General features: G+C 73.9%; 6 protein-coding genes. All 6 read left to right on the top strand.

Features of this window, described 5'->3' with window-relative positions; all coding sequences use genetic code 11:
* The first annotated feature begins 82 nt into the window (after positions 1–82).
* Complete coding sequence (locus AB0I52_RS00030; protein ID WP_363067323.1) at positions 83–1,618, top strand: AMP-binding protein; 1,536 nt, start codon at positions 83–85, stop codon at positions 1,616–1,618.
* Positions 1,615–2,877 (top strand): type III PLP-dependent enzyme, encoded by a 1,263-nt coding sequence (locus AB0I52_RS00025; RefSeq protein WP_363067321.1) that lies wholly within the window; start codon positions 1,615–1,617, stop codon positions 2,875–2,877. The genes AB0I52_RS00030 and AB0I52_RS00025 overlap by 4 nt, the downstream gene beginning before the upstream one ends.
* Entirely contained in the window at positions 2,874–3,374 is a 501-nt protein-coding gene (locus AB0I52_RS00020; RefSeq protein ID WP_363067319.1) for a cobalamin-dependent protein, read from the top strand. Before AB0I52_RS00025 ends, AB0I52_RS00020 begins: the two co-directional genes overlap by 4 nt.
* Positions 3,371–4,759, top strand: a complete 1,389-nt coding sequence (locus AB0I52_RS00015; RefSeq protein ID WP_363067317.1) for a methylaspartate mutase — start codon at positions 3,371–3,373, stop codon at positions 4,757–4,759. The genes AB0I52_RS00020 and AB0I52_RS00015 overlap by 4 nt, the downstream gene beginning before the upstream one ends.
* A 112-nt stretch (positions 4,760–4,871) precedes the next feature.
* The gene (locus AB0I52_RS00010; protein WP_363067315.1) at positions 4,872–21,218 is read left to right on the top strand and encodes a type I polyketide synthase; all 16,347 of its coding nucleotides are present in this window, start codon (positions 4,872–4,874) and stop codon (positions 21,216–21,218) included.
* A gap of 7 nt (positions 21,219–21,225) precedes the next feature.
* Positions 21,226–21,419, top strand: a 194-nt coding sequence (locus tag AB0I52_RS00005; RefSeq protein ID WP_363067313.1) for a beta-ketoacyl synthase N-terminal-like domain-containing protein, incomplete at its 3' end; no start/stop codon positions are given.

Raw genomic sequence — 21,419 nt, 5'->3', positions numbered from 1 at the left:
ACACCCCCCGAAGAGCCCGGCCCCCCGTCGCGCGACGACGCCGGCCCGCTCGCCACCCACACCCGAAAGCGACGTTGGAACCGTGGAGAATCCGAACACCACTTACGCGCCGACGGCGCACGGGAACGGCGGGACGGTCCATTCCCTCCTCGACGACGCGACCGCCGACACCCCCGACGGGCGGTGTCTGCACGACTCCGCCGGCGAGGTGACGTACCGGCGGATGGCCGAACTCAGCCACGGCTTCGCCGCCTGGCTCACCGAGCGGGGTGCGGCCCACGGTGACCGGCTGCTGGTCCAGCTCCCCAGCCGGCGGGAACTGGTGGCCATGGTCTACGGGGCCTCGCGCCTCGGAGTGATCCTGGTGCCGCTCAACCCCGCGATGAAGGAGTACCACCTCCGGTCCGTCATCGAGGACGCCGAACCCACCCTGATCATCGGGGACGGCCCCACCACCGAGGTACTCGGCAGGGCCGCCGGCCTCCCCGTGCACGACCTCGCGGCGATCTGGCCCCACGTCGAGGAGGCCGCCGGCCGCCCGGCGCCGCCGCCCCTCGACATCGCCGCCGACGACACCGCGTTCCTCGTCTACACCTCCGGCTCCACCGCCGCGCCCAAGGCGGTCGTGTGCCCGCACGCGCAGGTCACCTTCGCCTCCCGCGCCATCCAGGAAGTGCTGGGATACCGGCCGGACGACGTCGTCTTCTGCCGCTTCCCGATCTCCTGGGACTACGGCCTGTACAAGGTGCTGCTCGCCTGCCTGGGACGCTCCCGGCTGGTCCTGGACGGCGGCGAGTCCGACCTCGTACTGCTGCGGCGGATGCGGGAGACCGGCGCGACCGTGGTGCCCATCGTCCCCTCGCTGGCCACGATGATCGGCACCCTCGCCCGGCGCGACACCCAGGACCCGCCCCCGGTGCGGATGTTCACCAACACCGGCGCCGCGCTGCCCGCCCACGCCGTCACCGCCCTGCGCGAGGCGTTCCCCGGCGTACAGGTGATCCGCCAGTTCGGCCAGACCGAGTGCAAGCGCGTCTCCATCATGCCGCCGGACCAGGAACACGAACGCCCCCAGTCGGTGGGCCTGCCCCTGCCCGGCACCACCGTCCTCATCCTCGACGCCGAGGGCCGGCCCCTCCCGGCCGGCGAGACCGGCGAGATCGTCGCCGTCGGCCCGCACGTCATGCCCGGCTACTGGCGCCGCCCCGAACTCTCGGCGCGCACCTTCCGCCGCGACCCCGCCACCGGGGCGCTGCGGCTGCACACCGGCGACTACGGCCGGCTCGACGAGGACGGCTACCTCTACTTCGAGGGCCGCCGCGACGACATGTTCAAGCGCAAGGGCATCCGGATGAGCACGGTGGAGATCGAGGCCGCCGCCATGGACATTCCCGGTGTGCGGACCGCCACGGCGCTGCCGCCCACCGACACCCGGGACCTGGTCATCTTCGCCGAGACCGAGCTGCCCCCGCACACCGTTCTGAAGGAACTCGCCGAGCGTCTGGAGTCGGCGAAGGTGCCCGCCCAGTGCCGGGTCCTGGACGAACTGCCGCTGAGCCTGCACGGGAAGAACGCCCGGCAGCTGCTGACCGAGATGATCGACGGGGAAGGGCGATGAGCCGCTACCAGGCACTGGCCGAACGCTTCGGCACACCGCTGTACGTGTACGACCTCGACGAGATCGAGGCGGCCCGGCAACAGCTGTCCGACGCACTGCCCGAGGAGTTCACCCTCTTCTACGCCCTCAAGGCCAACCCCCACCCGGGGCTGGTCCGGGCCCTGCGCGAGGGCGGGGGCCGCAACTGCCGGCCCGAGATCAGCTCCACCGGCGAGCTGGAGTCCGCCCTCGCCGCCGGCTTCCGCGGCGAGGACTGCCTCTACACCGGACCCGGCAAGACCGCGGGGGAACTGGACGAGGCGATCCGCCTGGGCGTCCGCGTCTTCTCCACCGACTCGGTCTCCGACGTCCGCCATGTCGCGGACGCCGCCCTGGCGAACGGGGTGACCGCCGACTGCCTGCTGCGCGTCAACAGCGCGACCGCCAGCGCCACCAGCAGCATCCGGATGACCGGCACCCCCTCGCAGTTCGGCTTCGACAGCGAGACCCTGGCCGACGTCGTCCCCGAGCTGCGGACGGTCGAGGGCGTCCGCATCACCGGGATGCACTTCTTCCCGCTGAGCAACGCCAAGGACGAGGAGAGCCTCGTCGGCGAGTTCCGCCACACCATCGAACTGGCCGCCCGCCTCCAGCAGGAGCTGGACCTCCCCCTGCGCTTCCTCGACATCGGCGGCGGCTTCACCGTGCCGTACGCCGTACCCGGCAGCCGGGGTACGTACCCCAAGCTGCGCGGCGAACTCGCGGCCGCGCTGGACACCCACTTCCCGCGCTGGCGGACCGAGGGCCCCGAGGTCGCCTGCGAGTCGGGCCGCTACCTCGTCGGCGCGAGCGGCACGCTGGTCGCCTCGGTCAGCAACGTCAAGGTCAGCCGCGGTCGCAAGTTCGTCATCCTCGACGCGGGCATCAACACCTTCGGCGGCATGTCGGGCCTGGGCCGGCTGCTGCCCGTGGCCGTCGGGACCGAATCCGGGGAATGCGTCGAATCCGCCAGCCTGGTGGGCCCGCTGTGCACTCCCGGCGACATCCTCGGCCGCGAGATCGACCTGCCCGCGCTCGCCCCCGGCGACCTGGTGTCGATCCCCAACGCCGGGGCGTACGGGCCGACCGCCAGCCTGCTGATGTTCCTGGGCCGCCCGGCCCCCACCGAGGTGGTCGTACGGGGTGACACGGTGCTGTCCGTCTCCCGGATCGAGCACTCCCGCTCCTACGCGAACGTGGACGAACCGTCCGCGGACACCGGGGCGGGAGAGACCGCATGAGCGCCGGCCTCACACACGGCGCCACCAGCGCCGTCAGCGCGGCGGGCGACCGGCGCGGCACCGTGATCGTCACCACCGTGGCCTCCGACTCCCACACCTGGAACCTCGTCTTCCTCCAGCTGCTCATCGAGGAGCTGGGATACGAGGTGATCAACCTGGGGCCGTGCGTCCCGGACCAGGTACTCGTCGACGCCTGCCGGGAGAGCGCCCCCGACCTGGTGGTGATCAGCAGCGTCAACGGGCACGGCCACCAGGACGGCCTGCGCGTCATCGACGCACTGCGCACCCGCGGTGAACTGGCCTCGACCCCGGTGGTCATCGGCGGCAAACTCGGCGTCGCCGGGCAGCAGAGCGACGCGGCGATCGGCGAGCTGATCTCCGCCGGTTTCGACGCCGTCTTCGACGACGCCTCCACCACCACCAGGGAGTTCAGCCGGTTCGTCGGCGCACTGCCCACCGCCCCCCGCGCCCTGGAACGCACCGAGGTCGTGGCGTGAGACCGGGCGCGCGCCCGCTCCGGCGGACGTCCGAGGGGGCGCGCCCGGTGGACTTCGGAGCCTTCGTCCGGGCCAGGAGCCGCGCCGGCGACCTGGTGGTGCAGCCCCGGATGGGGTTCAGCGACCCCGCCACCATGCGCGCCGGACTGGCCGCGACCCGCGCCGCCGACGCCGCGACGGTCGGCACCATCACCCTCGACAGCTACACCAGGGTCGGTGAACTGACGTCCGTGGAGAGCGCGTTGCGGGCCGGGGCCGATCTCAACGGCTACCCCATCGTCAGCTACGACCCGGCCGTGACCGGGCAGGTTCTCGCGGGCATCAGGGACGAGGCGTTCCCCGTCCAGGTCCGGCACGGATCGGCCGTCCCCGAGGACATCTTCACCGCGCTGCGACGGACCCTGATCAACGCCACCGAGGGCGGCCCCGTCTCCTACTGCCTCCCCTACGGACGGACTCCGCTGGACGAGTCCGTACGGAACTGGGTCCGCTGCACCGAAGATTTCGCACAACTGCGGGAATCGGGCGTGGAACCGCATCTGGAGACGTTCGGCGGCTGCATGCTCGGGCAATTGTGCCCACCCAGCCAGCTGGTGGCGATCAGTGTGCTCGAAGCGCTTTTCTTCTGCGCGCACGGAATACGCAGTGTGTCGCTCAGCTATGCCCAGCAGACCCACCCGGGGCAGGACCGGGAAGCGGTCGCGGCGCTGCGGCGGCTCTGCGCCGAATTGCTCCCGACGCCGAACTGGCACGTGGTCATCTACGCCTACATGGGCGTGTACCCGACCACGGACGAAGGCGCCTATCTGCTGCTCGACGAAGCGACGCGCCTCGCGGTCGACTCTGGTTCGGAGCGGCTCATCGTGAAGACGGTGGCTGAGTCCCGCCGCATACCGACCGTCGCGGAGAACGTCGCCGCGCTGGAGTCCGCGGCCCGCACCGCCAAGGCGCCGCCGTCCGGCGGCCCGGCCGCCGCCGAGGCCGACTCGCAGACATACCTGGAGGCCAGAGCCCTGGTGGAGGGCGTACTCGAACTGGCCCCGGACATCGGGCACGCACTCGTGCTCGCCTTCAGGCAGGGCGCCCTGGACATCCCGTACTGCCTGCACCCGGACAATCACGGCCGGGCCCGCAGCTACATCGACGGCGACGGCCGGCTGCGGTGGGCCGGCATCGGGCGGCTGCCGCTGGCCGGGCTCGTCGGCCGGGCCCGCGGCCGGGAGGTCACCTCGGCGGGGCTGATCGCCGACCTCTCCTACGTACAAAGGGCATTCGACCGGACGGCGATGGATTCCGGTGACTTCCGGGACCGCGAAGGTGCGGACATCCGGCCGGACACCGGTCACTCTCCCGCGGTGAACAGCGGGCGAGATCTCAGGTCTTAGGGGGGCTCTAGGGGCTGCGTGCGGCCTTTCGCCTTCCATAGCGTGACCCGCAAGTGGTGCGGTTCCCTGGTGAATTCCGTCCGGCGACGGGCGACAATTGTGTGGAGTGCAGATGACTGAGTCGGGAAACTTCGTCTCTGGCACCGACGGTGTGCCGGACGGGGGCACGGTGCAGCAGTCCGCACTCGTGCGTGAGCTGGAATCCCTCCCCACCTCGGAGCAGACCCGGGTGCTGCTCGACCTGGTGCGGGAGAACACCGAGGCCGTCCTGCGGCAGACCCGGCCGGACGCCGCGCAGAGCGTGGACCCGGCACGCGCCTTCCGCGAGCTGGGGCTCGACTCCGTGGCGCTGGTGGCGCTGCACGCCCGGCTGGCCGCGGCCACCGGCCTCGCACTGCCCCCTACCGTCGCCTTCGACCACCCCTCACCGGCCGAGCTCGCCGCACACCTGCGCACCGAGGCCCTGGGCCTGCCCGACCTGCCCGACCCGGTCGTCGCACCCGGCATCGCCACCGACGACCCGATCGCCGTCGTCGGCATCGGCTGCCGCTACCCGGGAGACGTGTCGTCCCCCGAGGACCTGTGGCGACTGGTCGCCGACGGCACCCACATCCGCGACGACTTCCCCACCGACCGGGGCTGGGACCTCGACCGGCTCTTCGACAACGACCCCACGACCCCCGGCACCACCTACGCCAGGCACGGCGGATTCCTGTCCGGCGCGGCCGAGTTCGACGCGGACTTCTTCTCCATCAGCCCCCGTGAAGCCCTCGCGATGGACCCGCAGCAGCGCCTCGTGCTGGAGACCGTGTGGGAGGCCGTGGAGCGGGCCGGGATCGACGCGCGGACCCTGCGCTCCAGCCGGACCGGCGTCTTCGTCGCCGCCGAGCCGCAGGAGTACGCGATGCGCCTGCACGAGGCGCCGGACGGACTGGACGGATACCTGCTCAGCGGCAACGCCCCCAGCGTGGTCTCCGGCCGGGTCGCCTACACGCTCGGCCTGGAAGGACCCGCGCTGACCGTCGACACCGCCTGCTCGGGCTCGCTGGTCGGCCTCCACCTCGCCGTCCAGTCCCTGCGGCGCGGCGAGTGCACCCTCGCGCTGGCGGGCGGGGTCGCCGTCATGGGCAGCCCCGGTGTGTTCACCGCGTTCAGCCGGCAACGCGGACTCGCCCCCGACGGCACGGTCAAGGCCTTCGCCGCCGCCGCGGACGGCACGGCGTTCGCCGAGGGCGCCGGTGTGTTCGTCCTGGAACGCCTCTCCGACGCACGGGCCAACAACCACCCGGTCCTCGCCGTCCTGCGCGGTACGGCCATCAACCAGGACGGCGCGTCCAACGGGCTGACCGCGCCCAGCGGCCGCGCCCAGCGCCAGGTCATCCGCCAGGCACTCGCGGACGCCGGACTCACCGCGGGCGAGGTCGACGCCGTCGAGGCGCACGGCACCGGCACCACGCTCGGCGACCCCATCGAGGCCCAGGCGCTGATCGCCACCTACGGGCAGGAACGCACCGGGGAGCCGGTCTGGCTCGGCTCGGTGAAGTCCAACATCGGACACACCCAGGCAGCCGCCGGCTCGGCCGGCCTGATCAAGATGATCATGGCGATGCGTCATGGCGTGCTGCCCGCGACCCTGCACGTGGACGCCCCCTCGCCCAACGTCGACTGGTCGGCGGGGGAGGTCCGGCTGCTCACCGAACCCGTGCCGTGGGCTCCCGGCGACCGCCCCCGCCGGGCCGCCGTCTCCTCCTTCGGCGTCAGCGGCACCAACGCCCACATCGTCATCGAGGAGCCGCCGGCCGGGACCGCGCGGAGCGCCGCCGCCGAGGGCGACGGCACCCCCGCCGACGACGGACGCCCGCTGCCCGCGACGCTCTCGGCCCGGACCGAGGCCGCCCTGCGCGACCAGGCCCGACGCCTGCTGGCCCACGTCGAGAACGCCCCCGACGCCCGCCCGCTCGACCTCGCCCACTCCCTGGCGACCACCCGTGCCGCGCTGCCCCACCGCGCCGTGGTGCTCGCCGGCGACCGCGCGGGCCTCCTCGACGGGCTGCGCGCCGTGGCCGACGGCCAGAGCGCCCCCGGTGTCCTCACCTCCGTCACCGGCGGCGGCACCGCGTTCCTCTTCACCGGCCAGGGCAGCCAGCGCCTCGCCATGGGACGCCTGCTGTACGACGCCCACCCGGCCTACGCCAAGGCCCTCGACAACGCCATCGGCTACCTCGACCTCCAGCTCGACCGTTCCCTGTGGGACGTCCTGTTCGCCGACGAGGACACCCCCGAAGCGGCCCTCCTGGACCGCACCGAGTACGCGCAGGCGGCCCTCTTCGCCGTCGAGGTCGCCCTGTTCAGGCTCCTGGAGTCCTGGGGCGTCCGCCCCGACTACGTGGCCGGGCACTCCATCGGCGAGCTGACCGCCGCCCACGTCGCCGGTGTGCTCACCCTCGACGACGCCGCCACCCTCGTCGCGGCGCGCGGCCGGCTGATGCAGGCCCTGCCCGAGGACGGCGCCATGATCGCCGTGGAGGCCGCCGAGGAGACGGTCGAGCCGCTCCTCGCGCACTGCCGCGACACGGTGAGCATCGCCGCCGTCAACGGCCCCCGCTCCGTCGTCCTGTCCGGGGACGAGGCGAACGTCACCGCCGTCGCCGCCCGGCTGGAGGCCGCCGGCCACCGCACCAAGCGGCTCCGGGTCAGCCACGCGTTCCACTCACCGCTGATGGCCCCCATGCTCGACGACTTCCGTCAGATCGCCCGGATCCTCAGCTACGCCGCACCGCAGCTCCCCGTCGTCTCCGCCCTCACCGGCCGGCTCGCCACCGCCGGGGAACTCACCGACCCCGAGTACTGGGTACGGCACATCTGCGCCCCCGTGCGCTTCCACGACACCGTCGCCTCCCTCACGGACCGGGGCGTCGCCACCTTCCTCGAACTGGGACCCGACCCGGTGCTCTGCGCCATGGGCCGCGAGAGTGCCGGCCCGGCGGCGGTGTTCGCCCCGCTCCTGCGGCGCGGGCACGACGAGCCGTACCAGGTGCTGAGCGCCCTGGCCGTCGCCCACACGCGCGGCACCCCCATCGACTGGCACGCCTTCTTCGCCGGCGCCGGCGCCCACCGCGTCGAGCTGCCCACCTACGCCTTCCAGCGCGAACGGTTCTGGCTCAGCGCCCCCGACGCCGCCCAGGACGCGACGGCGCTCGGCCAGATGGCCGCCGGCCACCCGCTGCTGGGCGCGGTGGTCGGCCTCGCTGACACCGGGGGCGCCGTCCTCACCGGACGGGTCTCGCTGCGCTCGCACCCCTGGCTCGCCGACCACGTGATCGACGGCCATGTCCTGCTGCCCGGCACCGCGTTCGTCGACCTCGCGGTCCGGGCCGGGGAACAGACCGGCTGCGAACGCCTCGACGAACTGGTCATGGCGGCCCCGCTGATCCTGCCCGGCACCGGCGGCGTCGCCCTCCAGATCGTCGTCGACGCCCCGGACGCCACCGGCCGCCGCCCCGTCGCCTTCTACTCGCGCGACGAGGACGCCCCCGCCGACGCCCCGTGGACCCGGCACGCCACCGGCCTCCTGGCCCCCCGCGGCCCGGCCGGGCCCACCGCGGACTTCGCGTCGGGCACCTGGCCGCCGCCCGGTGCCGAACCCCTGGACATCACCGGCCTCTACGGAGACCTGGCCACGCAGGGCTACGGATACGGCCCCGCCTTCCACGGACTGCGAGCCGTCTGGAAGGCCGCCGGGGGCGAGGTGTTCGCCGAGGTACGGCTGCCGGAGACGGCCGGAGACCCGGCCTCCGCCTACGGACTCCACCCCGCACTGCTCGACGCCGTCCTGCACGCCACCGACTTCGCCGCGGCGGACGGCACCGACAGCCAGGACGGCCGCATCCTGCTGCCCTTCGCCTGGACCGGCGTCACCCTCCACGCGGCGGGCGCGACCACCCTGCGGGTACGCGTCACCGCCACCGGCACCGACGAGGTCGCCCTCGAACTGGCCGACGCCACCGGAGCCCCGGTCGCCTCCGTCGACTCCTTCCTCGTCCGCCCCCTCACGGCCGGCGGACTGGCCGCCACCGCACACCCCGACGCGCTCCACCACGTCCGGTGGACCCCCCTGCCCGACCCCGCCCCCGCCGCGTCCGCCCCGGACACCGGCGCCGTCCACCACTGCCCCGCCCCGACCGGACCCGACGTCGCCGCCGACGTCCGCACCGCCCTCGGCACCACGCTCACGGCCGTACAGGACTGGCTCGCCGACGAGAGCTCCGCCACCGCACGCCTGACCGTCCTCACCCGGGGCGCGGTCGCCGCCGGCCCCGGCGAAGAGGCCGCACTCGCCCAGGCACCCGTCTGGGGCCTGGTGCGCTCGGCCCAGGCCGAACACCCCGGCCGGTTCCTCCTGCTCGACACCGACGGCTCACTCGGCACCGACGAACTGCTGCGCCTCACCGCCGGCTCCGGCGAACCCGAAATCGCCCTGCGCGACGGCCGGCTGCACGTCCCCCGGCTGACCCGCACCACCCAGGCACCGAACCCCGACACCACCCCCTGGCGCACCGAAGGCACCGTCCTGATCACCGGCGGGACCGGCGGCGTCGGCGCCACGCTCGCCCGGCACCTGGTCACCGCGCACGGCGTACGTGGACTGCTGCTCACCGGCCGCCGGGGCGCGGACGCCCCCGGCGCCGAGGAACTGCGCTCCGAGCTGACCGCACTCGGCGCCGAGGTCACGATCACCGCCTGCGACGCCGCCGACCGCGACGCACTGGCCGCAGCCCTGGCCGCCGTACCGGACCGGCTGCCGCTGAGCGCGGTGGTGCACGCGGCCGGGGTGCTCGACGACGCACTCGTCGACTCCCTCGACGACGCCCGCCTGGACACCGTCCTGCGGCCCAAGGCCGACGGAGCCTGGAACCTCCACGAGCTCACCCGCGACAGCGACCTGTCGGCGTTCGTCCTGTTCTCCTCCACCGCCACCCTCCTGGACGGTGCGGGACAGGGCAACTACGCCGCCGCCAACGTCTTCCTCGACGCCCTGGCCACCCACCGCGCCGCCCTCGGCCTCCCCGCGACCTCGCTGGCCTGGGGGCTGTGGACCGGCACCGGCGGCATGGGCGGCACCCTCGACGAGGCCGCCCTGCGGCGCATCGAACGCCTCGGCCTCCAGCCCCTGTCCGTAGCGGAGAACCTCGCCCTCCTGGACCGTGCGATCAGCACCGAGGCACACCCGGCCGTCGTCCCCGTACGGCTGAACCTGCGCACGCTCAACGCCCGAGCCGACGAGGCCCCGGCCCTCCTGCGGGCCCTGGTCCGTCCGCCGCGCCGCGCCGTGGGCGGCGGCGGGGTCAGCGTCGAGCAGTCCCTCGCGCGCAGCCTGAGCGGCCTGACCCGCTCGGAGCGCGGCGAGGCCCTCCTCGACCTGGTCCGTACCCAGGTGGCCGCCGTCCTCGGCCACGACGGTCCCGAACGCGTCGTCACCACGAGGGCGTTCAACGAGATGGGCTTCGACTCCCTCGCGGCCGTCGAACTCCGCAACCGGCTCGGCTCCGCCACCGGCCTGCCGCTCACGGCCACCCTCGTCTTCGACTACCCCTCGCCCGCCGCCCTCGCCGACCACCTGGCCTCCCGGCTCGGCGGCGACGCGGAACAGCGGACCGGCCGGCAGAACCCGGCCACCACCGCCGTCTCCGACGACGACCCCATCGCCATCGTCTCCATGGCCTGCCGCTACCCCGGCGGCGTGACCTCGCCCGAGGAGCTGTGGCGGCTCGTCGAGGAAGGGCGCGACGTCGTCTCGGCGTTCCCCACCGACCGCGGCTGGGCCACCGACATCCACGACACCGAGCCGGGTACACCGGGCAAGAGCCTCACCGACCAGGGCGGATTCCTCCACGAGGCGGCCGACTTCGACGCCGAGTTCTTCGGCATCAGCCCCCGCGAGGCCCAGGCCATGGACCCGCAGCAGCGGCTGCTGCTGGAGATCGCCTGGGAGACCGTCGAACGCGCGGGCATCGACCCGCACGCCCTGCGCGGCAGCGACACCGGTGTGTTCGCCGGTGTGATGTACCACGACTGGGGGCTGCGGCTCGGCCCGCTCCCCGAGCACGTGGCCGGCTACCACGGCAACGGCAGCCTCGCCAGCGTGGTGTCCGGCCGGGTCGCCTACACCCTCGGCATCGAGGGCCCCGCCGTCACCGTCGACACCGCCTGCTCGTCCTCCCTGGTCGCCCTGCACTGGGCAGCCCAGGCCCTGCGCCGGGGCGACTGCGCCCTCGCCCTCGCGGGCGGCGTCACCGTCATGTCCACCCCCGACACCTTCGTCGACATGAGCCGGCAGCGCGGCCTGGCCGCCGACGGACGGTGCAAGTCGTTCGGCAGCGGTGCCGACGGCACCGGCTGGGGCGAGGGCGTCGGCATGCTCCTGCTGGAGCGGCTCTCCGACGCCGAACGCAACGGCCACCGTGTGCTCGGCATCGTCCGGGGTTCCGCCGTCAACTCCGACGGCGCGTCCAACGGCCTCACCGCACCCAACGGACCGGCCCAACAGCGGGTCATCCGACGCGCGCTGAGCGTCGCCGGCCTCACCCCCGCCGACGTCGACGCCGTCGAGGGCCACGGCACGGGCACCGTCCTGGGCGACCCGATCGAGGCCCAGGCACTGCTGGAGACCTACGGCCAGGAGCGGCCCGCGGACGGCAGCCCGCTGCTGCTCGGCTCCATCAAGTCCAACATGGGCCACACCCAGGCGGCGGCCGGGGTGGCGGGCATCATCAAGATGGTGCAGGCGATGCGCCACGGCACCCTGCCCGCGACCCTGCACGCCGACGAGCCCTCACCTCAGGTGGACTGGGACTCGGGCGCCGTCGCGCTGCTGACCGGCCCCACCGCCTGGCCCGCCCACGACCGCCCGCGCCGCGCCGGGGTGTCGTCCTTCGGCATCAGCGGCACCAACGCCCACGTGATCATCGAGGAGCCGCCCGCCACCACACCGCAGGACGCGCCCGAGCCGGCCGGTTCCACGTCCGCCCCGGTCGCCTGGCCGCTCTCGGCGAGGACCCCGGAGGCGCTGAGCGCCCAGGCGGCGCGCCTGCTCAGCCACCTCGCGACCGTCCCCGACGACGCACTCGCCGCGACCGGCCACGCCCTCGCGACGACCCGCGCCGCCCTGGAACACCGCGCCGTCGCACTCGGCGCCGGCCGCACCGAACTCACCGCGGTCCTGGAGGCGTTGGCCTCCGGCGCGGGACCGGTACGGGACACGGTCAGCGAGGGCAAGGCCGCCTTCCTGTTCACGGGTCAGGGTGCGCAGCGGTTGGGGATGGGTCGGGAGCTGTATGAGGCGTTCCCGGTGTTCGCGGAGGCGTTCGACGCGGTGCTGGTCGAGCTGGATGCCCGGTTGGGGCGTTCGTTGCGTGAGGTGGTGTGGGGTGAGGACGTCGATCTGTTGAACGGGACGATGTTCGCCCAGGCCGGCCTGTTCGCCGTCGAGACCGCTCTGTTCCGGCTGGTGGAGTCCTGGGGGGTCCGTCCGGACTTCCTGGTGGGTCATTCGGTGGGTGAGATCGCGGCTGCGCACGTCTCGGGTGTGTTGTCGTTGGCGGATGCGGCTGAGCTGGTGGTGGCGCGTGGTCGGTTGATGCAGGCGTTGCCGGCTGGTGGGTCGATGGTGGCGGTGGAGGCGACGGAGGCCGAGGTGCTTCCGCTGCTGAACGGTGAGGTGGGGATCGCGGCCGTCAACGGGCCGCGTGCGGTGGTCGTTTCTGGTACGGAGGATGCGGTTCGCGGGCTGGTCGCGGCGTTCGAGGAGCAGGGGCGTCGGACGAGTGTGTTGCGTGTCTCGCACGCGTTCCATTCGCCGTTGATGGAGCCGATGTTGGCGGAGTTCGGGGCGGTGGTGGCCGGGCTGTCGTTCGGTGCCGCGTCGATTCCGGTGGTGTCGGGTGTGTCGGGGGATCTGGCGGAGGGCTGGGGTTCGGCCGCGTACTGGGTGCGGCACGTGCGGGAAGCGGTGCGGTTCGCGGACGCGGTCCGGTTCCTGGAGGACCGCGGCGTCACCTCGTACATCGAGATCGGCCCCGACGCCGTGCTCAGCGGCATGGGCCAGAACTGTGTCCAGGACCCGGACGGGGCGGCGTTCGTCCCCTCGCTGCGCCGGAACCGGCCCGAGGCCCGCGCGCTCCTGGCCGCCGTCGGCCGTGCCCACACCCGCGGCGTCACCGTCGACTGGGACACCCTCTTCGGCCTCCGCGGCATCGGACAGGGCCCGGACCTGCCCACCTACGCCTTCCAGCACCAGCGCTACTGGCTCGACCTGGCCACCGCACCCGGCGACCTGGACGCGGTCGGCCTCGAAGCGGTCACCCACCCCCTGCTGAGCGCCGCCGTGGCGACGCCCGACGACGGCGGGGTCGTCCTCACCGGACGGCTCGCCACCGCCACCCAGCCCTGGCTCGCGGACCACGGCGTGCTCGGCAGCGTGCTGCTGCCCGGCACCGGATTCGTCGAACTCGCGATCCGGGCGGGCGACCACGTCGGCTGCGGCCGGATCGAGGAACTCCTCCTCGAAGCACCCCTGACCCTGCCCGCCCGGGGAGGCGTCGCCCTGCGCGTCGTCGTCGGCACACCGGACACGTCCGGCGCCTGCTCGGTCAGCATCCACTCGCGCGGCTCCAGCGCCCCCGACGCCCCGTGGACCAGGCACGCCCACGGCACCCTGACCCGCGAAGCACCCGCCCCCGCCTTCGACCTGACCCAGTGGCCGCCGGCCGGCGCCACCCCGGTCGACGTCGAGTCCGCCTACGAGCGGCTGCGCGAACGCGGCTACGCCTACGGCCCCGCCTTCCAGGGCCTGCGCGCGGCCTGGCGGAGCGGCGACGACGTGTTCGCCGAGGTCGCCCTCGACGGTCCCGCCCGCGCCGAGGCGGCAGCCTTCGGACTGCACCCCGCACTCCTCGACGCCGCCATGCACGCCGATCTGCTGACGGACCCGGCCGCCGACGCGGCCACCCTGCTGCCCTTCTCGTGGAACGGCGTCACCCTGCACGCCGCCGGAACCCCCTCGCTGCGCGTCCACATCCAGCGGCTGCGCGGCGACGAGGTGTCCGCCATCATGGTGGCCGACGAGAGCGGCGCACCGGTCGCCACCGTGGAGTCACTCGTCTCCCGGCCGGTCTCGCCGGAGCAGATCGCGGCGGCATCGGGCGGCGCACTGTCCGCCTCCCTCCACCGGATCGGCTGGCAGCGCACGGAACCGGCCACCACGACGGCCGACGCCACCCCCGCGTACACCGTTCTGCACTGCCCGGTGTCGCCCGAGGGCGGGTACGTCCCCGACGCCGTGCGCGACCTCACCCACCACGTGCTCGACGAGATACGCGACCGGCTCGCGGACCCCGAGGCGGCCGACCGCCCGCTCGTCGTGGTCACCCGGCGCGCCGTGCCCGTACGGCCCGGCGAGGACGTGGACCCCGTGCAGGCCCCCGTATGGGGTCTGGTGCGTGCCGCGCAGGCCGAGAACCCCGGCAGGTTCCACCTGCTCGACGTGGACGGCGCGTCCGAGGTGACCGACGCCGAGCTCTCCGCCGCCGTCGCGTCCGCCGAGCCCGAATCCGCCCTGCGCGAGCACGAGTTGTGGGTGCCGCGGCTCGGCCGGGCCGCCGCACCCGAGCCCGCCCGGCCCGCCCCGTGGGACACCGCGGGCACGGTGCTGATCACCGGAGGCACCAGCGGCCTCGGCGCACTCGTCGCCCGTCACCTCGTCACCGAACACGGCGTACGCCACCTCCTCCTGGCCGGCCGGCGCGGCATGGACGCACCCGGTGCGCAGGCACTCGCCGCCGAACTCACCGGCCTCGGCGCCCACCCCGTGATCGCCGCCTGCGATGTGGCCGACCGCGACGCGCTGGCCGCGCTGCTCGCCGGGATCGACGCCGAACACCCGCTGCGCGGCGTCGTGCACGCGGCGGCGGTCGCCGACGGCGGACTGGTCGGCAGCCTCACGCCCGAGCGGTTCGACGCCGTCCTGCGCCCCAAGGCCGACGGCGCCTGGAACCTGCACGAACTGACCAGGGAGACCGACCTCACCGCGTTCGTCATGTTCTCCTCGGCAGGCGGCCTCGTCCTCGCCGCGGGCCAGGCCGACTACGCGGCGGCCAACGTGTTCCTGGACGCGCTCGCCACCCACCGCGCGGCGGCCGGACTGCCCGCGACCTCGATCGCGTTCGGCATGTGGGAGGTCAGCACCGGCCTCGGCGGCGACCTCACCGAAGCCGACCTGGACCGGATGCGCCGCCTCGGCCTGCCCGCCCTCCCCGCCGACCGGGGCCTCGCACTCCTCGACGCCGCAGTCGTCGCCGGGGACACCGTCGTCGTCCCCCTCACCATCGACCCGGCGGCGCTCGCCGCCCGCAGCGACGAACTGCCCGCACTGCTCCGCGGCCGGGTCCGTACCCCCGCCCGCCGCACCGTCCGGGCGGCCGCCACCGGCTCCGCACTGGAACGCCGGCTGTCCGGTACGACCCCCGACGAGCGGGCCCGCATCCTGCTCGACACCGTCCGCACCCAGGTCGCCGCCGTCCTCGGCCAGCCGACCCCCGAGGCGGTCGGACCCGACACCGCCTTCCGCGACCAGGGGTTCGACTCCCTCGCCGCCGTGGAACTGCGCAACCTGCTGGTCGGCGCGACCGGGCTGCGACTGCCCGCGACGCTGGTCTTCGACTACCCCAACTCCCGTGCCGTGGCCGGACATCTCGACACCCTGCTCACCGGCACGACCACCGCCGCTCCCGCCGCCGCCCCGCTCGCGGCCGTCGACGACGACCCGATCGCGGTGGTGGCCATCAGCTGCCGCTTCCCCGGCGGCGTCCGCTCGCCCGAGGACCTGTGGGACCTCGTCGCGGACGGTGTCGACGCCATCGGTGACTTCCCCGCCGACCGCGGCTGGGACGCCGACGCCCTCTACGACCCCGAACCCGGACTCCCCGGCCGCACCTACGTCCGCGAGGGCGGATTCCTCTACGACGCGGCCGAGTTCGACCCCGAGTTCTTCGGCATCATGCCGCGCGAGGCCCTCGCGATGGACCCGCAGCAACGCCTGCTGCTCCAGTCCGCGTGGGAGACCTTCGAGCGCGCCGGGATCGACCCGGAGACGCTGCGCGGCAGCCAGACCGGTGTGTACGCCGGTGTGATGTACCACGAGTACGGCAGCCGGGTCACCGACGTCCCCGACGACCTGGCCGGCTACCTCGGCAACGGCAGCGCGGGCAGCATCGCCTCCGGCCGCGTCGCCTACGCGCTGGGCCTCGAAGGGCCCGCCGTCACCGTCGACACCGCCTGCTCCTCCTCCCTGGTCAGCCTCCACATGGCCTGCCAGGCGCTGCGCACCGGCGAGATCGACCTCGCCCTGGCGGGCGGCGTCACCGTCATGCCGACCCCGGAGATCTTCGTCGACTTCAGCCGGCAGCGCGGTCTCGCCTCCGACGGACGCTCCAAGGCGTTCGCGGGCGCCGCCGACGGCACGAGCTGGGCGGAGGGCGTCGGCCTCCTGCTGGTCGAGCGCCTCTCCGACGCCCGCCGCAACGGCCACCCCGTCCTCGCGGTCGTCCGGGGCAGTGCCATCAACCAGGACGGCGCCTCCAACGGCCTGACCGCCCCCAACGGCCCCTCCCAGCAGCGCGTCATCCGCAAGGCCCTGTCGGCCGCCGGACTCACCCCGGCCGAGGTGGACGCGGTGGAGGGACACGGCACCGGCACCCGGCTGGGCGACCCGATCGAGGCGCAGGCCCTGCTCGCCACGTACGGCCGGGATCGCCCCGCCGACCGCCCACTGTGGCTCGGCTCGGTCAAGTCCAACATCGGGCACGCCCAGGCCGCCGCCGGTGTCAGCGGAGTCATCAAGATGGTGATGGCCCTGCGCAACGGCGTGCTGCCCCGGACCCTGCACGTCGACGAGCCGTCACCGCAGGTGGACTGGGAGGCCGGCGGCGTACGGCTGCTGACCGAGCCGGTCACCTGGGCGGCGGGGGACCGGCCCCGACGGGCCGGAGTCTCCTCCTTCGGGCTCAGCGGCACCAACGCCCACGTCATCATCGAGGAAGCCCCCCGGAACGGCGCCGCATCCACCGAACCGCAGCCCCTCGTGTCGCTTCCCGCCGAACTCCTGCCGCCGTCCGCCGTGCCGCTGCCCGTCGTACCGCTTGCGCTGTCCGCGCGGAGCGCCACGGCGCTCACCGCGCAGGCGGGGCGCCTCCTCGCCCACATGGAGGCGCACCCCGACGAGCTGCTGGTGGACATCGGCCAATCGTTGGCCACGACGCGTGGCGTGCTGGATCACCGAGCGGTGGTGATGTCCGCGGACCGTGACGCGGCGCTGCGTGCGCTGTCCGATCTGGCGGCCGGCCGGGAGAACACGGACGTGGTCACGCCCGCCGGTTCCACGGCGGAGGGCCTGACTGCCTTCCTGTTCACCGGACAGGGCGCGCAGCGGCTGGGGATGGGCCGCGAACTGTACGGCGCGTTCCCGGTGTTCGCCGAAGCCTTCGACGCGGTGGTGGGTGAGCTGGACGCCCGGCTGGGGCGTTCGCTGCGCGAGGTGGTCTGGGGTGAGGACGCGGGACTGCTGAACGGGACGATGTTCGCCCAGGCCGGCCTGTTCGCCGTCGAGACGGCCCTGTACCGCCTGGTGGAGTCCTGGGGCGCGCGGGCCGATGTGGTGGCCGGGCACTCGATCGGTGAGATCGCGGCAGCGCACGTCGCAGGCGTGCTTTCACTCCCCGACGCCGCCGAACTGGTCGTGGCACGAGGCCGGTTGATGCAGGCCCTGCCGGCCGGCGGGGTGATGGTGGCGGTCGCCGCGTCGGAGGCGGAGGTGCTTCCGCTGCTCAGCGACGAGGTGGGACTGGCCGCCGTGAACGGCCCGTCGGCCGTGGTGGTCTCGGGGGAGCAGGAGGCGACGCTCGCCGTCGCGGAGCACTTCGCCGCGTCCGGGCGCCGGACCAAGAGGCTGAGCGTGTCGCACGCCTTCCACTCGCCGCTCATGGAACCCATGCTCGACGCGTTCCGGAAGGTCGCCCAGACACTCACGTACACCGCTCCCTCGATGCGCGTCGTGTCCCACGTGACCGGCACCGAGGCGACCGCCGAGCAGCTGACCTCGCCCGAGTACTGGGTCCGCCACGTGCGCGAGGCCGTCCGGTTCGCCGACGGCATCGCCCACCTCTCCGGCCAGGGCGTCACCCGCTTCGTGGAACTCGGCCCCGACGCGGTGCTCACCGCACTCACCGAGGCCACCGCACACCACACGCCCGACACCCTCACCGTGCCCGTCCTGCGCAAGGGCCGGCCCGAGGTCGCCACCCTGCTCACCGCCCTCGCCCGGCTGCACGTCGCCGGACCCGTCGTCCGCTGGGCCGACGTCCTCGAAGGCCGCGGCGGACGCACGGTCGAGCTGCCCACGTACGCCTTCGACCGGACCACGTACTGGCTCGACGCCCCCGCCCCCGTCGGCGGCGACGTGACCGGCCTCGGCCAGACCGCCGCCGCGCACCCGCTGCTCAGCGCCGTGGTCGCCTCCCCGGAGGCCGGCGGCGTGGTGCTCACCGGGCGACTCTCCGTCCGCACCCACCCCTGGCTCGCGGACCACGACGTCCTCGGGACCGTGCTGCTGCCCGGCACCGGCTACATCGAACTCGCCATCCGGGCCGGAGAGGAAGTCGGCTGCGAGGTGGTGGAGGAACTCACCATCGAGGCACTGATGCCGCTCCCGCCGCACGGCGGACTCGCCGTCCAGGTCGTCGTCGACGCACCCGACGCGGGCGGGCGCTGCTCACTCGCCGTCTACTCCCGCGCCGACGACGCCCCGGCCGGCGCACCCTGGAGCAAGCACGCCAGCGGTGTGCTCGCCCCGGGAACCGGACAGGCACCGCCCGCCGGCGCGTTCGCCCCCGCCCCGGCCGACTGGCCGCCCACGGGTGCGACCGAGGTCGACATCTCCGGTGTGTACGACTACCTCACCGGCCAGGGCTACGGCTACGGCCCGATGTTCCGGGGCCTGCGCGGCATCTGGTCCAGGGGCGCGGAGACCTTCGCGGAGGTGTCCCTGCCGGAGGACTCCCTCGACGTCGGGAAGGACTTCCGCCTCCACCCGTCCATCCTCGACGCGGCGCTCAGCGCCACCGACTTCATGGACGGCCGCCGCCCCCAGGACGTCGGCGGCACCCAGCTGCCGTTCGCCTGGTCCGGCGTCACCCTGCACGCCGCCGGCTCCTCCCGGCTGCGCGTCCGCATCACCGCCGTCGAATCCCACCGGTCACAGGGCTCCGACGCGGTACGCCTCGAACTCACCGACCCCGCAGGCACCCCGGTCGCCACCATCGACTCCCTGGTGGTGCGCCCCGTCACCGCGGCCAAGGTCAACGCGGCCGCCGCCGCGGGCGGCGGTGAGCACGAGGCCGTGTTCCACCTGGTCACCCAGCAACTGCCCCTCGGCGCCGCCGTCGCCGCGGCCACGGACCGCTGGGCCGTGCTCGGCGCCGGCCCCGAGGACACCCTCACTGCCGGACCCGGCACCGGCTACCCGGACCTCGCCGCCCTCGGCGCCGCCCTGACCGGCGGCGCCCAGGTACCCGACGTCGTCGTCCTGCCCGTACCGCCCGCCCCGGACCACGACGACATCCCGGCAGCCGTCCGCTCCGTGACCGGACACCTGCTCACCACCTTGCAGTCCTGGCTCGCGGACGAGCGGTACGCCCACTCCCGCCTCATGGTGGTCACCCGCAACGCCCTCCCCGTCGAGGAGAGCGACGCCGCCGCCGTGGACCTCGTCCAGGCACCGGTATGGGGCCTGCTGCGCTCCGCCCAGGAGGAGTACCCCGGCCGGTTCGTCCTCGTCGACTCCGACGGCACGGACACGGCCCGCGAGTCGCTGCCCGCAGTGGCCGCGTCCGGTGAACCCGAGGCGATCCTGCGGGGCGCGGAGGTACGGGTGCCCCGACTGGCCCGGGTGGCAGCGACAGCACCCACCACGCCCCTGCCCTGGGACGCCGACGGGACCGTACTGATCACCGGAGGAACCAGCGGCCTCGGCGCCGTCGTCGCCCGCCACCTGGTGGAACAGCACGGCGTACGCCACCTCCTGCTCGCCGGACGACGCGGCCAGGACGCACCCGGCGCCACCGCACTCCGCGACGCACTGACCGGACTCGGCGCCACCGTCACCCTCGCGGCCTGCGACACGTCCGACCGTACGGCCGTCGACGCACTGCTGACCGCGATCCCGGCCGCACACCCGCTGACGTCGGTGGTCCACGCGGCCGCCGTCATGGACAACGCGCTGCTCGCCTCCCTCACCCCCGCACAGGTCGACACGGTGATGCGCCCCAAGGTGGACGCGGCCTGGAACCTCCACGAGGCGACACGCGGCCTCGACCTGAAGGCGTTCATCCTCTTCTCCTCCTGCGCCGGACTGGTCGTCGGCGTCGGCCAGGGCAACTACGCCGCCGCCAACCGTTTCCTGGACGCCCTCTCCGCCCACCGCCGCGCCGCCGGACTCCCGGGTACGGCCCTGGCGTTCGGCCTCTGGGAGACCAAGACCGGCCTCGGGGGCGGAGTCACCCACGCCGACCTGCGGCGCATGCGCACCATGGGCATGCCGGCCCTGCCGACCGCCGAGGGCCTCGCCCTGCTCGACGAGGCCCTGGGACTCGACCGGCCGGTGCTCGTACCGATCCGGGTGGAGCGCGACCAGCACGCCACCGCCGAACCGCCGCACCTGCTGAAGGACGTGCTCCGCGCGCCGGAACGGCCCGCCGCCCGCAAGGAGGTACGCGCCCCCGCCGTCACCGCGGCGGCCGCAGCCCCCGCCACCGAACAGACCCTGGAACAGCGGCTGTCGGGCATGAAGGCGGCCGAACGCAAGCGCACCGTGCTGGACGTCGTGCGCGAGCAGGTCGCCGGAGTCAGCCACAGCGTCCCGGCCACCATCGACGTATCCAAGGGCTTCACCGAGCTCGGCCTCGACTCGCTCGCCGCGATCGACCTCCGCAACCGGCTCCAGAAGGCCACCGGCCTCCGGCTCCCGGCAACACTCATGTTCGACTACCCCAGCCCGATGGTGCTGGCCGACTTCCTCCTCGACGAACTCCCGCCGGGCATCGACGAGAACACGCCGGACGCATCGTCCGCCGGAACCGCACTCGCATCCGCATCCGCCGCATCCGCGCAGTACGGATCAGGGACCGCGGAGGCCGACGCCGCCATCCGGCAGACCCTCGCGGACATCCCGGTCGACGCGCTTCGGGAGTCCGGTCTGCTGGACGCGCTGCTGAAGCTCGCCCCCCGACCCGCGACACCCGCACCGGCCGCCGCACAGGCCGGCGAAGCGATCAGGACCATGGACGTCGACGACCTGGTGCGCGCCGCGCTCGCGTCCGCCGACCCGACCCGGAACCCGAGCGAGGGCTGAGGACATCATGGAAACATCTGTAGAGCAGTTGGTTGCCGCCCTCCGCGCGACCATGGTCGAGAACGAACGCCTCCGCTCGGCCAACGATCGCCTCACCGAAGACGCCGGCGAGCCGATCGCGATTGTCGGGATGGCGTGTCGTTATCCGGGTGGGGTGGGTTCTCCGGATGAGTTGTGGGATTTGGTGGTGGAGGGCCGGGA

The organism is Streptomyces sp. NPDC050423, assembly GCF_040655445.1.
GTDB lineage: Bacteria > Actinomycetota > Actinomycetes > Streptomycetales > Streptomycetaceae > Streptomyces.
Note: the sequence above shows the minus strand (reverse complement) of the source record. Positions and strands in the feature narration are given on the sequence as shown.

Coding starts and splice junctions, on each gene's coding strand:
- AB0I52_RS00010 (WP_363067315.1), top strand. CDS start 4,872: ATGACTGAGTCGGGAAACTTCGTCTCTGGCACCGACGGTGTGCCGGAC.
- AB0I52_RS00025 (WP_363067321.1), top strand. CDS start 1,615: ATGAGCCGCTACCAGGCACTGGCCGAACGCTTCGGCACACCGCTGTAC.
- AB0I52_RS00020 (WP_363067319.1), top strand. CDS start 2,874: ATGAGCGCCGGCCTCACACACGGCGCCACCAGCGCCGTCAGCGCGGCG.